Genomic DNA, 12,866 nt, shown 5'->3' on the forward strand with positions numbered 1-12,866 from the left:
AAACGCAACCGGTGTTCCCGTGACCCTGACCGTCGCCATCGTCGGCCGGCCGAACGTCGGCAAGTCGACCTTGTTCAACCGCCTGACCGGCCGGCGCAGCGCGCTGGTCGACGATACCCCGGGCGTGACCCGCGACCGGCGCGAGGGCGAGGGCAAGCTGTTCGACTTGACCTTCCGGCTGTTCGATACCGCCGGGTTGGAGGACGTCGACGACGATAGCCTCGAGGCGCGCATGCGCCGGCAGAGCGAGATCGCGATCGAGGAAGCCGACGTCGTCCTGATGATGCTGGACGCGCGCGCCGGCGTCACCGCCACGGACGAGATCTTCGCCGACAAGCTGCGCCGCGGCGACAAGCCGGTGCTGGTGCTCGCCAACAAGTGCGAGGGGCAGGCGGGGGCGGCCGGTCTGGCGGAGGCGTTCACGCTCGGCCTCGGCGATCCCGTGGCCTTTTCCGCCGAACATGGCATCGGCCTGGAAGAGGTACACGAATTGCTGAGCGAGGTCGCGCAGACGACCGGCCATGCCGATGAGCTCGCAGCCGACGCCGAAGCCGAGGACGCTTCGGAGGAAGCCGATGCGGGGCCGCTGCGCCTCGCCATCGTCGGCCGGCCGAACGCCGGCAAGTCGACGCTGGTCAACCGCCTGCTCGGTGAGGAGCGACTGCTGACCGGGCCGGAAGCCGGGATCACGCGCGATTCGATCGCCGTTGACTGGGTCTACAAGGACCGCGAGATCAAGCTGGTCGATACCGCCGGCCTGCGCCGCAAGGCGCGGGTTGACCAGAAGCTGGAGAAGCTCGCGGTCGCGGATGCGCTGCGGGCGGTGCAGTTCGCCCATGTGGTCGTGCTGGTGATCGACGCCGAACAGGGTCTGGACAAGCAGGACCTGACGATCGCCAACCAGACGATTGAAGAGGGGCGGGCGCTCGTCCTCGCGCTCAACAAGTGGGATGCGGTCGGCGAGAAGGAGCCGGTGCGCAGCGCCGTCTCCGATCGCCTGACCCGCTCGCTGCCGCAGGTCAAGGGCGTCCCCGTCGTCCCCGTCTCGGGGCTCAAGGGGACGGGCATGCAGAAGCTGCTGGATCAGGTGCTGCGGGTCTACGACCTGTGGAATCGCAAGTTCGCGACCCCTGATCTGAACCAGTGGCTGTCCGAGGTTGAGGCCGCCAATCCGCCGCCCAGCGTCGGCGGCAAGCGCTGCCGGCTGAAGTACGTCTCCCAGCCCAAGGCCCGGCCGCCGACCTTCGTGCTGTTCTGCTCGCGTCCGAAGGACCTGTCGGATTCCTACCTGCGCTATCTGGAAAACGAGCTGCGGCACGACTTCGACCTGCCGGCCGTGCCCGTGCGCTTCCACCTGAAAAAGAGCAAGAACCCCTACGCGTAAGGGGCATGCGTGCCAGCCGCAAAGGACGTCGCCGTCAAGCGGCCGTGGCTACCGGTGCTTGCGTTACGGCAGGTGCAGCAGCACCGGCAGATAGCCTAGGCGGTGCAGCGCCTCGATGCCTTCGGCGACGGGGAGTGCTAGCAGCATCAGGCTGGCGTCCCGCAGGGTGATGAGCAGGAGGCGCGGCCGAACCTCGACGGTTTCCGCGTCATGCCAGTGCGCGTCGGGGGAGAGCCAGCGTGGCACGCTGCGCATGTATTCGAGGTAAGCAACCGGGAAGTGTTCGGTCAGATATGCCTCTTCACGGCGGATCACAATGTCCAGAATCGCTGCCGCCGCCGCGGCAAGCAAGGCGCCCATGACGATGCTGCCGCTGGTTGCACCGATCCCAAATGCCCCCATGACGGAGAAAACGTAGAGGGGATTGCGGCTCAGGCTGTAGGGGCCTTCGGTCACGAGCGTGCGCTTCTTGCGTCCCCCGATGTAGAGGGTACACCACGTGCGTCCGAGGACAGCGAGCGCGATGACCGCAAAGCCGGCGATCTCGATCGTTTGTTCGCTGGGGCCTTCAGCTGTCCAGGCCGGTACGCTTGCGAGAAACGCGGCGTTGAAGCTGGCGGCGACAAGCCACAGGGCACGCTTGCGAGCGTGTTGAAGTTTTGACAGTCGTGAGGCCTCGCCCTTCATGCGCCATTACCTCGTCTGGTTTTGGGGGGTATGGGGTGATGTTGTGGGGGCGTCGCTGGGAGCGGCAGGCACCCCCGCCGCCGGGGCGGGCACGGCGGCGGGGGCCGACGGACGCGCGGGGAGTCCAGACGCGCGTCAGTCGTTGTCCTCGCGGCTCAGGACCTTGCCGGTGACGGCATCGACCTTGAGCTCGACCCGGCGGCCCTCGGCATCGCGGGCGTCGACCTCGTAGCGGTCCGGGCCATCGCGCTCGACTTCGCGGATGTCGCTGTAGCCTTGCCGGCTGAGCTTCCCTATGACCTCTTCCATCGGCATTGTCCGCTGACCGGTCTGGAGCTTGTTCGTATCATCGCGACTCTGCTGCTGGACGCTTTGGCCGGTGTCCCCAGCGCCGCCGCTGCTGGCGGCGTGGGTGGCCTGGATGCCGTTCAGGGCAACTGTGCCCGCAGCGCTGGCGAGCACCAGGGCACTGGCCAGAAGAAGCGAACGGGTACGCATGGTGCGCCTCCTTTGATGACGATGTCGTGTGATTGAGAGCAGGGGGCTATGGCTAACTAGGTGAGGGCGGTTGGCTCAGTCGTCCTCGTACGCCTCGTATTCCTCTTCCTCGCCGTAGCCGGTTTCTTTGTGGTCCTCGGCCTCCGCCTGTTCGTGCTCTTCGCTTTCGAACGCGGCTTCGGTCGGGGGCCAGGGCGTGGCGCCGCTGGTGACGCCGGCAACGGCGGCGATCCCGACCGCAGCGAGCGAGGCAAGGACGCGGCTGGCGCCGGCTGGCTGGCTGTCTTGAGCACCATCGGTGTCTTCGGGCAGCTTCTTGCGGCCGTGGATCATCGCGGGCACCAGATTTTCGCCAGTCAGGATGGTCTCGGCGATCACGCCGATGACGTGCACGATCGCGATGATCAGAATCAGGTTGGCGAAGGTTTCGTGTAGCTCCTCGCCGCCGCCGAACAGGCCGGTGTAGAGGGTTGCGAGCAGAACCGCGATCATGGCGAAAATCGCGAGCCCGCCGACCGGGTTGTGGCCGACGTAGTGCTTCGGTTTGCCCGACAGCAGACCCTGGATGTGCGTCTTCACGGCATTGGGGGTGGGCAGGAAGTCGCGGAAGCGGCTGTGTTCGCTGCCCAGGAAGCCCCAGACGATGCGGAAGATCAGTAGTGCAGCGACCAGGTAGCCGGCGCCAACGTGCAGCGTAAACTCGAAGCCGTCCTCTTCGCCGCCGGTGATGTAGGCGACCGTGACGGAGGCGACCAGCAGCCAGTGAAAGGCCCGTGTGGGTAGGTCCCAGACGAAGAAGCTTTTGATCCGAGCCGGGGTCGGCATGGTCCGGTTTCCTCCTAATGGTTGTGTGGGGAGTTGCGAGCAATGTCGCGTCGGACCCTGCCGAAGCGTGGCTGAACGCAGCTTGAATGGGCTGTTCAGTTCACGTTCATCCGCGCCCGGGGTAGAAGGGCGGTTGCCATGACCCGTCTGTCACCTTTTCTGCTCGCCGGCCTGCTGTTGCTTGCTCTGGGCGTTGCACCGCACGCCAGCAGCGACCATGAGCAGGCGCGCGAGGCCGTTCAGCGCGGCGAAATCCTGCCGCTGGAGGAGGTCCTCGCGCGCGTACGCCGCGATTTTGCCGGCGAGATGCTGGCGGTCGAGCTGGAGCGGGAGCAACATGATCCGTTCGACGGACAACTGGTCTACGAGGTGAAGATGCTGTCCGACGACGGGGCGGTCACCGAGCTGTACTACGACGCGCGGACGGGGGAGCTGCTGAAGGCGCGCGGTCATGGCTTGGAAGCGCACGACCGCGACGACCGCGAGCATGAGGATGGCGACGACGATCACGACAGCTGGGACTGGTTCGGCGACTGATGCGTTTGCTGGTGATCGAGGATGACGCGGATCTGCAGCGCCAGCTATGTGCGGCACTGACCGACGCCGGCTATGCGGTGGATCAGGCCTTTGACGGTGAGGCGGGCGAATTCCTGGGACAGACGGAAAGCTACGACGCCGTCGTGTTGGATCTGGGGCTGCCCAAGTTGGATGGGTTGTCCGTCCTGCGTTCCTGGCGCGAGAGCGACAACCACGTTCCCGTCCTGATCCTGACGGCGCGTGGTGCCTGGACCGAGCGGGTGGAAGGCATCGATGCGGGGGCCGACGACTATCTCTCGAAGCCCTTCCAGATGGCCGAGCTGGTCGCTCGCGTGCGCGCACTGATTCGTCGGGCGAGCGGGCACGGCTCCGCGGAGCTGACGTGCGGACCGGTGACACTGGACACGCGCGCCAACCGTGTGACGGTCGATGGTGCGCCGGTAAGCCTGACCGCGCACGAGTACCGCGTGCTGTCCTACCTGATGCACCACCAGGGGCGCACCGTCTCCCGCATGGAGTTGAGCGAGCACGTCTACGCCCAGGATCTCGATCGTGATAGCAACACGATCGAAGTGTTCGTCCGCCGACTGCGCAAGAAGCTCGGGCAGGCTCTGATCAAAACGGAACGCGGGCTCGGCTACCGGATCGAGGCGGACGGTGAGCCGTACCGCGGCGGGGCTGGGCGGTGATGGGGCTGCGCTGGCCTGTGGGAGTGCGTCCCGGCTCGCTGTCGTTCCGCTTGCTGCTCGGCGCCATGCTGTGGATCGCGCTCGCCCTGGTCGTCACGGGCGTCGTGCTGACCCGTATTTTCGCAGCGCATATCGAAGACCAGTTCGCCCAGCGGCAGGAAGCGTTGCTGAATCAACTCGCGGCCAATCTGGAGGTCGGTCCGCAGGATAGCCTGACCCTGACTGGAAGCCTCAGCCCGCCACAGTTCGAGCGGCCCTATTCCGGCACCTACTGGCAGGTCCAGGCGAGCGACGGGGAGGTGCTGCTGCGCTCCCGCTCGCTATGGGACGCGGCGCTCCCGTTGCCGTCGGATACGCTGTTGAACGGTCAGGTGCACCGTCATCGCCTCACCGGACCTGGTGAGGCCGCGCTGATCGCATATGAGCGCGCGGTCCGCCTGCCGGGTCGTGACGACCAGCTACGCTTGGTGGTTGCCCGCGACGCGGTGGTGCTGGATACGGCCGTGCAGCGGTTCGCGCGGGTGCTGACGGTGTCGTTGTCGGTACTCGGGCTTGGGTTGATCGCTGCGGCTGGGGCGCAGATCGCTGGCGGCCTGCGCCCGCTCGGCCGCTTGCGCCGAGCGCTGGGCGAGGTGCGCGCGGGGCGGGCACAACGGCTCGAAGGCACCTATCCAGCGGAGATTCAGCCCCTGGTCACGGACCTGAATGCCGTCTTGCAGCGCAACGCGACGGTCGTGGAGCAGGCGCGCACGCAGGCCGGCAATCTGGCCCATGGCCTGAAAACCCCGCTCAGCGTGCTGTCCAATGAAGCCGCGGTCCTGGAAAACACCGGCCAAGCCGCCTTTGCTGCGCGGATCGCCGAGCAGACGCGCATCATGCAGCGCCAGATCGACTATCACCTCGCCCGTGCCCGCGTGGCCGCGACGGTCGACGTGCCGGGGAGTCGGGCGGACGCGCAGGCGGCGCTGCAACGCCTGGCCCGTACGATGTCCAAGCTCTACGCGGCCAAGCAGCTATCGGTTGAGGCTGACGGGCATACCGTACCCGCCTTCCGCGGCGACCGGCAGGACCTGGAAGAGATGCTGGGCAACCTGGTCGACAATGCCTGCAAGTGGGCGCACGCTCAGGTACGCCTGTCCGCCCGGCCCGCGGCGACGGAGGGCTGGCTTGTGATCGCGGTGGACGACGACGGCCCCGGCCTGCCGGAGGACCAGCGCATGGCCGTGTTCGACCGTGGCCGCCGTTTGGACACCCGCGTCGACGGGTCCGGTCTCGGCCTGGCGATCGTTGTCGAGCTGGCGGAGCTTTACGGCGGCACGGTCGCCCTCGGCGACTCCGATCTTGGTGGCCTGTGCGCGACGCTCACGCTGCCGGCGGCTGGGGACGCGTAAAACCGGGCGTGCGCACGGCTCTATGCCACGATCAGACGTGCACCACCTCGCCGTGGTGCGTGCACGCCGGTTCGGCCAGCTCGACGAAGCGTTCGGTGATTGCGGCCGGTTCGGGATGCTGGTTTGGGTCCTCGCCGGGGAAGGCATGGGCGCGCATGCTGGTGCGGACCACGCCTGGGTCTAGCAGGTTGGCCCGGATGTTGGTCTTGTTCAGTTCTGCCGCCCAGACCTTGACCATATGCTCCAGCGCGGCCTTGGAGGCGGCGTAGGCGCCGAAGTAGGCGAACGGCGTGCGGGCGACACCGCTGGTGGTGAAGATCGCCCGGCCGGCATCCGATTGGCGCAGCAGCAGATCCAGGCTGCGGATCAGGCGGAAGTTCGCGGTCACGTTGATGTCCATCACCTCCTGCCAGGTATCCGGCGGGATGTGGCTCATCGGGCCCAGCTGGCCGAGCGCGCCGGCGTTGCCGACCAGGATGTCGACCTTTTGGTAGCGGTCGAACAGCGAGCCGCCCAGCCGGTCCAGCGCGTCGAAGTCGCGCAGGTCGAGCGGCACCAGGACCGGCGATGGACCGCCGGTCGCAGCGATCGCGTCGTCCAGTTCTTCCAGCGCGCCCTTGGTGCGCCCAATCGCGACGACGGTCGCGCCCTCGGCGGCGAACCGCTCCGCGACCGCGCGGCCGATCCCGCGGGAGGCGCCAGTGACAACGGCGATGCGGTTCTGCAGGCGGCCCTGCTGTTCGGTCATGTCCGGGTCTTCTCCTGCCTCGCGTTGAGCGTGGGCGTCTTGGCCGACGCGTCGCGCGGTGTGTGTGTCGTGTGTTGTGCCGGAGCGGCCTGTCCGGGGTCCAGGGCGCTTTCCGCCGCAGGCGTGCGCGCGGGCAGCAAGCGGGGCTCGCGCCGCGTGCCTTCGGCGGGGCCGAGCGGCGCTATTCTGCTCGCTGCGTCGGCGGTTTGCCGGCGCAGCCGGCGGACATGTCGGCGCCGGCGCACCGCAAGCGCCGGACGCTCCAACGTCCACACCGCGAGCAGCCCGAGCAGCAGTCCCGCCAGCGCGTAGCCGCCGCCCTCCACCGTCAACGGCAGGGCCGGGGCGAAGCCGTGGAGCGTGCCCTCGACGATCTGCATGTCGAGATGGCGGGCAAGCGCGAGCGGACGGTCCAGCGGGCCCGCGTCGGTCAGCGCCTGATGCGCGGCCTGCAACCGTTCGAACGCCTGATAGGTGGAGCGATAGCCCGCCACCAGCGTGCCGGTCAACTCGCCGCCTTCGGTCGCCGCGCGGTCCAGATAGTCGCTGACGGAAAGACCGCGCGCCTGCGCGTCCTGGATTACCGGGGCGAGGTCGTCGCGCGCCTGCGCAAGCCGGCCGGAGAGGTGCTGCAAGTACTGTTGGTAAAAGGCCGGGAACTGCGCCGCGCTGGCGGCCCCGGCGGCCGCGAACAGACCGTTGGCGAGCCGTGCGAACACGGCTGTCAGGCTAACAGGCCGCTCGGGGCCCGGCGGTGCGGTGTCAGAACCCGCAGGCCTGTGCCGTCGAGCGCCGGTCGGAGGTTCAGGTCAGTCAAGCTCCCTCCTTTGAGGGGACGGCGACGGGGCGCGCGTTCAGCCCTCCGCGAGCAAGTTCAGTTGGCGCTGGCGGCTTTCGCCTTCAACCTGGTCGGTCAGGCGGATCGGGTATTCGCCCGTGAAGCAAGCGTCACAGAATTGCGGCTGCAGCGCGTTGCGCTTGGGATAGCCCATGGCGCGGTACAGCCCGTCGTCGGAGATGAACGCCAGGGTGTCGCAGCCGATCTCCTCGGCCATCCCGTCGACGTCGAAGCGCGCAGCCAATAGTTCCGACTCGTCCGGTGTGTCGATGCCGTAGAAGCAGGGATGCCGGGTCGGCGGCGCGGCGATGCGCATGTGCACCTCCGCCGCGCCGGCCTGGCGGACCATGTTCACGATCTTGGCGCTGGTGGTGCCGCGAACGATCGAATCGTCGACCAGCACGACCCGCTTGCCGCGCAGTAGCGCGCTGTTGGCGTTGTGTTTGAGCTTCACGCCCAGGTGGCGGATCGAATCGGTCGGCTCGATGAAGGTGCGCCCGACGTAGTGGTTCCGCACGATGCCGAGCTCGAAGGGGATATTCGCCTGATTGGAATAGCCGATCGCCGCTGGCACGCCGGAGTCCGGCACCGGCACCACGAGGTCGGCGTGGGTCTCCTTTTCGCGGGCCAGCTCGGCGCCGATGCGCTTGCGCGCTTCGTAGACGCTGGTGCCCTCAATCTGGGAGTCGGGGCGGGAAAAGTAGATGTACTCGAATACGCACATCCGTTGGCGCTGGCGCGGGAAGGGGCGTAGCGAGCGCAGCCCTTCCTTGTCGATCACCACCATTTCGCCCGGCTCGATGTCGCGCACGAAATCCGCGCCGATGATGTCGAGCGCGCAGGTCTCCGAGGCGAGGATGTAACTGTCGCCCAGCGTGCCCAGTACCAACGGCCGCACCCCGAGGGGATCGCGTACGCCGATCAGCTCGCTGTCGGTCAACGCGGTGAAGGAGTAGGCGCCCTCGATCTGCTTAAGCGCGTGGATCAGCCGCTCGATCACGGTGTGCGCCGGGGCGGTCGCCATCAGATGGATCACCACCTCGGTGTCGGTGGTCGACTGGAACAGCGAGCCGCGGCGCACCAGTTCCCGGCGCAGCTTGCGGGCGTTGGTCAGGTTGCCGTTGTGCGCGACCGCGAAACCGCCGAAGTCCATCTCCGCGAACAGGGGCTGGACGTTGCGGATCACCGTGTCGCCGCTGGTCGAATAGCGGTTATGGCCGATCGCGCAGTGGCCTTCCAGCCGGCGCATCCGCTCCGGGCTGGAGAAGATGTCGCCGACGTGACCGGCGTCACGGTAGGCGTTGAACTGCGTGTCGTCGTAGCTGACGATGCCGGCGGCTTCCTGTCCGCGGTGCTGCAGGGCGTGCAGGCCGAGCGCGGTGTGCTTCGCGGCGTCTGCATTGTTGAAGATGCCGAAGACGCCGCACTCCTCATGGAGTTTGTCGTCGTCGAACGGGTTGGTCGTGATCATTGCTCGCCGCTCCCGTTTTCGGACGCTTGGTTTTCGAATAGACGGTCCAAGTCCTGCCGCTGCTCCTCGTTATAGCCCGGTTCGCGTTTCGGGTCTTGCGCTTCCGTCTTGGGCCGACTGAGTACGTCGTAAGCGTCCTTAAGGTCCTGCGCATCCTTGGCACCCTGCTGGGCCTGGCCGGCCGCCGAGCTTCCCTGATGGCGCAGGGATTCGGGCAGGGCGCTTTCCAGAGCCGAGGCCGTCGCCGCGACCAGGCGCGCGCTCTTCGCCTCCTGCAGGTAGCTGGGCCGTTCGTTCGGATTGGGAAGGGCCCAGGTCATCAGCATCCAGGCGACCGCGACCAGCAGCACGCCGCGCACCAGGCCGAACACCAGGCCAAGCGAGCGGTCGAGGGCGCCCAGCGAGCTTTCCCGTACCCGGTTGGAGAAGACCCGGGAAATGATCGACAGCACGACGAGCGTGACCACGAAAATCACCACGCCGGCGACGATGTCGGCCAGCAGGTCGATCGCGATGATATCCCGGGCGAATGGCTGAGCCGTTTCGAAGCCGTACAGCGTCGCCAGGCCCGCGCCGACCCAGGCGCCGACCGAGAGCACCTCGTGCACGCATCCGCGCATGAACGCGAGCGCGCCGGAGAGCAGCAGCACCGTGAGCACCGCGATATCGATGAAGTTGATCGGCAAGTCGGCCATCGGGGCGTCCTGTTAGGCGCGTCGGGCGCTAGGGGGCTTGGTGGGATGGCTGCGCGGTCGGCGCTCGATCGATCGCACGGCCTGGGAGCGCGCGGCTGTCCATGAACCGACCGAACCTCTCAGGCGCGGCCGCCGTCGGCGAAGCGCGCAACCAACTCCTCCAGGTGGCTCAGCTCCTCCAGGCCGAGTCCATCCGGTCCGGGCGGTGCCTTGGCTTTACCGCCTCTGCGCGGCGGCGTCCAGGCGCGCTCGAAACCGAGTTTGGCGGCTTCCTTCAGGCGCTGCTCGCTTTGGCCAACCGCGCGGATCTCGCCTGACAATCCGATCTCGCCAAAGATCACTGTATCCTCCGGCACAGGCCGGTCGTAGGCGGCGGAGACGAGGGCAGCGGCGACCGCGAGGTCGGCAGCCGGCTCACCCACCCGCAAACCGCCCGCGACGTTTAGGTAGATATCCTTACCGGCCAGTAAAAGCCCACAGCGCGCTTCCAGGACCGCCAGCACCATCGACAGGCGGTTGCCGTCCCAGCCGACGACGGCCCGGCGCGGCGTCGCGAGCGGCGAGGCGGACACCAGCGCCTGGATCTCGACCAGCACGGGGCGCGTGCCCTCCATCCCAGCGAACACGCTGGCGCCGGAGACCTGGCCGTTGCGTTCCGCCAGAAACAGGGCAGAGGGGTTGGCGACCTCCACCAGTCCGCCGTCGGTCATCTCGAACACACCGATCTCGTCGGTCGCGCCGTAGCGGTTCTTGACCGCGCGCAGGATGCGGAACTGATGGCCGCGCTCCCCCTCGAAGTAGAGGACGGTGTCGACCATGTGCTCCAGCACCTTCGGGCCCGCGATCAGCCCCTCTTTGGTCACGTGGCCGACCAGTAGCAGCGTGAAACCGCGCGCCTTGGCCAACCGGATCAATTCCTGCGAGGCGGCGCGGACCTGGCCGACCGTGCCGGGCGCGCTTTCCAGGTTGTCGACGTACATCGTCTGGATCGAGTCGACCACGACGACGTCCGGGGCGTCGGCGCTATCCAGCGCGGCGGCGATGTCGCGGACGTTGGTGGCGGCGGCCAGCTGTACCTGACTGTTCGCCAGGCCCAGGCGACGGGCCCGCAGGCGCACCTGATCGATCGCCTCCTCGCCGGAGATGTAGGCGCAGCTCGTGCCCTCGCGCATCGACAGCGCCGCGGCGGCCTGCAGGGCCAGGGTGGACTTGCCGATGCCGGGGTCGCCCCCGACCAGCACGGCGGAGGCTTCGACCAGTCCGCCGCCGCACACCCGGTCGAACTCGGCGATCCCGGAGACCCGGCGCGGTTCCCGGTCGGCCTGACCGGCGAGGTCGACGAACTCCAGCCCCCGCCCGCGTTTGCCCCGTTTGGCGGACAGCCCGCCAGGCGCGGCCTGGGCGATCTCTTCCTCGGCGAGCGTGTTCCATTCTCCGCAGCCATCGCAGCGCCCTTGCCACTTGGCATGCACGCTGCCGCAGGACTGGCAGACGAACTGGGACTTCGGCTTGGCCATCGGCGGCTCGGGACTATTCCTGGCGCACCGGCATGCGGATCGGCCCTTCGGCGCGGCCGTGGACGAACTGCTGGACGTAGGGATTGTCGGTCGTGTCGACCTCCGCGACCGGGCCCTGCCAGATGATCTTGCCTTCGTAGAGCATCGCGACCCGGTGGGCGATCTTACGCGCGCTCGCCATATCGTGGGTGATCGACAGCGTGCTGGCGCCCAGCTCCTGCACGCAGGAGACGATCAGATCGTTGATCACGTCGCCCATGATCGGATCGAGACCGGTCGTGGGCTCATCGAAAAAGATGATTTCCGGATCGGTCGCGATCGCTCGGGCGAGGCCAACGCGCTTCTTCATGCCGCCTGACAGTTCCGCCGGGTAAAGGTCGGCGACGGTTTCCTGCAGGCCGACCTGGGCCAGCTTGTCGATCGCCGCCGCCCGTGCCCGTTTCTTGTCCATCTTCTCGCGCTGGACCAGGGCGAAGGCGACGTTTTCCCAGACGCTCAGCGAGTCGAACAGGGCGGCGTTCTGGAACAGCATGCCGAACTTGCGCAGCAGTTCGTCGCGCGCGGGACCCTTGAGGCCGACCACGTTCTGCCCGTCGACCTCAATCGTGCCGGCGTCCGGCTCCAGGATGCCCAGGATGCATTTCAGGAGCACCGACTTGCCGGTGCCGGAACCGCCGATCACCACGACCGACTCCTGCTCGGCCACGTCGATGTCCAGACCGTTCAGCACCTGATGCGTGCCGAACGCCTTGTAGAGGCCGCGCACGCGGATCTTCGGGGGCTGTTGGGTCGTGCCGCCGTTCGTCTCGGTCATCGGGCGAAGAACAGCTCCGTGATCACGTAGTTGAACGACAGGATCAGGATCGAGGCGGACACCACCGCGTTGGTGGTGGCGCCGCCGACACCCTGCGCACCGCCGCGGGAGTGGTAGCCGTGGTAGCAGCCCATCAGCGCGATCAGGAACCCGAACACGCCCGCTTTCACGAGGCCGGAGACGACGTCCATCACCTCCAGGAACTCGCGCGTGTTGTTCAGGTAAACGGCCGGGTTGAAGCCGAGCTTGTAGGTCGACACCAGATAGCCACCGAAGATACCGATCGCATCCGCCGTCAGCACCAGGACCGGCAGGGTGATGATGCCGGCCCACAGCCGGGGGGCGACCAGGTACTTGAACGGGTTGGTCGCGAGCGTGGTCAGCGCGTCGATCTGCTCGGTCACGCGCATCGTGCCGATCTCAGCCGCCATTGCCGCGCCAACGCGTCCGGCGACCATCAGGCCGGCCAGCACCGGGCCCAGCTCGCGGGTGATCGAGACCACGACCACGTTCGGGATCGCGCTTTCCGCGGAGAAGCGGGCGAAGCCGGTATAGGACTGCAGCGCCAGCACCATGCCGGTGAAGATCGCCGTCAGCCCGACCACCGGCAGCGAATAGAAGCCGACGTCGAGCATCTGCCGGCCCAGGCTGCGCCAATAGAACGGCGGGCGCACCATGTGCGAGACGGCCTGGGCGGTGAACAGGAACAGGCGACCGGCGGCGGCCAGGAAGTTGAGGAAGGCCCGCCCAACGATTTGCAGCAGCACCATGC

The 12,866-nt window shown here is 67.5% G+C and carries 14 protein-coding genes; 4 read left to right on the top strand and 10 right to left on the bottom strand.

Features of this window, described 5'->3' with window-relative positions; genetic code table 11:
• Positions 1 to 19: 19 nt before the first annotated feature.
• Entirely contained in the window at positions 20 to 1,384 is a 1,365-nt protein-coding gene (der, locus tag RHOSA_RS0108780) for a ribosome biogenesis GTPase Der (RefSeq protein WP_027288377.1), read from the top strand.
• Positions 1,385 to 1,447: 63 nt separating this feature from the next.
• Here der and RHOSA_RS0108785 read toward each other — a convergent pair whose 3' ends face one another.
• From RHOSA_RS0108785 to RHOSA_RS21450, 3 genes are all read right to left on the bottom strand, one after another.
• Complete coding sequence (locus RHOSA_RS0108785) at positions 1,448 to 2,071, bottom strand: methyltransferase family protein (RefSeq protein WP_027288378.1); 624 nt, start codon at positions 2,069 to 2,071, stop codon at positions 1,448 to 1,450.
• Positions 2,072 to 2,206: 135 nt separating this feature from the next.
• Positions 2,207 to 2,569: a PepSY domain-containing protein gene (locus RHOSA_RS24150; RefSeq protein ID WP_051431971.1), complete on the bottom strand. Its 363-nt coding sequence runs from the start codon at positions 2,567 to 2,569 to the stop codon at positions 2,207 to 2,209.
• Positions 2,570 to 2,644: 75 nt separating this feature from the next.
• On the bottom strand, positions 2,645 to 3,394 hold the full coding sequence (locus RHOSA_RS21450) for a cytochrome b/b6 domain-containing protein (protein ID WP_051431972.1): 750 nt from the start codon (positions 3,392 to 3,394) through the stop codon (positions 2,645 to 2,647).
• Positions 3,395 to 3,532: 138 nt separating this feature from the next.
• Here RHOSA_RS21450 and RHOSA_RS21455 point away from each other — a divergent pair, with 138 nt between their 5' ends.
• Genes RHOSA_RS21455 through RHOSA_RS0108810 form a run of 3 tightly spaced genes read left to right on the top strand, consistent with a single transcriptional unit; the run spans position 3,533 to position 6,011 of the window.
• A complete protein-coding gene (locus RHOSA_RS21455; RefSeq protein WP_081728594.1) occupies positions 3,533 to 3,931 on the top strand; it encodes a PepSY domain-containing protein in 399 nt (132 codons plus the stop codon).
• A complete protein-coding gene (locus tag RHOSA_RS0108805) occupies positions 3,931 to 4,620 on the top strand; it encodes a response regulator (protein WP_027288379.1) in 690 nt (229 codons plus the stop codon). The genes RHOSA_RS21455 and RHOSA_RS0108805 overlap by 1 nt, the downstream gene beginning before the upstream one ends.
• A gap of 17 nt (positions 4,621 to 4,637) precedes the next feature.
• Positions 4,638 to 6,011: a sensor histidine kinase gene (locus tag RHOSA_RS0108810; protein WP_200372057.1), complete on the top strand. Its 1,374-nt coding sequence runs from the start codon at positions 4,638 to 4,640 to the stop codon at positions 6,009 to 6,011.
• A gap of 31 nt (positions 6,012 to 6,042) precedes the next feature.
• Here the strand turns inward: RHOSA_RS0108810 and RHOSA_RS0108815 are convergent, their stop codons facing one another.
• From RHOSA_RS0108815 to RHOSA_RS0108845, 7 genes are all read right to left on the bottom strand, one after another.
• Entirely contained in the window at positions 6,043 to 6,759 is a 717-nt protein-coding gene (locus tag RHOSA_RS0108815; RefSeq protein WP_027288381.1) for an SDR family NAD(P)-dependent oxidoreductase, read from the bottom strand.
• A complete protein-coding gene (locus RHOSA_RS24155) occupies positions 6,756 to 7,478 on the bottom strand; it encodes a DUF2937 family protein (RefSeq protein ID WP_051431973.1) in 723 nt (240 codons plus the stop codon). The genes RHOSA_RS0108815 and RHOSA_RS24155 overlap by 4 nt, the downstream gene beginning before the upstream one ends.
• A gap of 135 nt (positions 7,479 to 7,613) precedes the next feature.
• Positions 7,614 to 9,068, bottom strand: coding sequence for an amidophosphoribosyltransferase (gene purF / locus RHOSA_RS0108825; protein WP_027288382.1), 1,455 nt, complete (start codon positions 9,066 to 9,068; stop codon positions 7,614 to 7,616).
• On the bottom strand, positions 9,065 to 9,763 hold the full coding sequence (locus RHOSA_RS0108830; protein WP_027288383.1) for a CvpA family protein: 699 nt from the start codon (positions 9,761 to 9,763) through the stop codon (positions 9,065 to 9,067). The genes purF and RHOSA_RS0108830 overlap by 4 nt, the downstream gene beginning before the upstream one ends.
• A gap of 119 nt (positions 9,764 to 9,882) precedes the next feature.
• Positions 9,883 to 11,280, bottom strand: a complete 1,398-nt coding sequence (gene radA, locus RHOSA_RS0108835) for a DNA repair protein RadA (protein WP_027288384.1) — start codon at positions 11,278 to 11,280, stop codon at positions 9,883 to 9,885.
• A gap of 13 nt (positions 11,281 to 11,293) precedes the next feature.
• A complete protein-coding gene (locus RHOSA_RS0108840; protein ID WP_051431974.1) occupies positions 11,294 to 12,094 on the bottom strand; it encodes an ABC transporter ATP-binding protein in 801 nt (266 codons plus the stop codon).
• The gene (locus tag RHOSA_RS0108845) at positions 12,091 to 12,864 is read right to left on the bottom strand and encodes an MlaE family ABC transporter permease (RefSeq protein ID WP_027288386.1); all 774 of its coding nucleotides are present in this window, start codon (positions 12,862 to 12,864) and stop codon (positions 12,091 to 12,093) included. The genes RHOSA_RS0108840 and RHOSA_RS0108845 overlap by 4 nt, the downstream gene beginning before the upstream one ends.
• Positions 12,865 to 12,866: the final 2 nt, after the last annotated feature.

The organism is Rhodovibrio salinarum DSM 9154, assembly GCF_000515255.1.
GTDB lineage: Bacteria > Pseudomonadota > Alphaproteobacteria > Kiloniellales > Rhodovibrionaceae > Rhodovibrio > Rhodovibrio salinarum.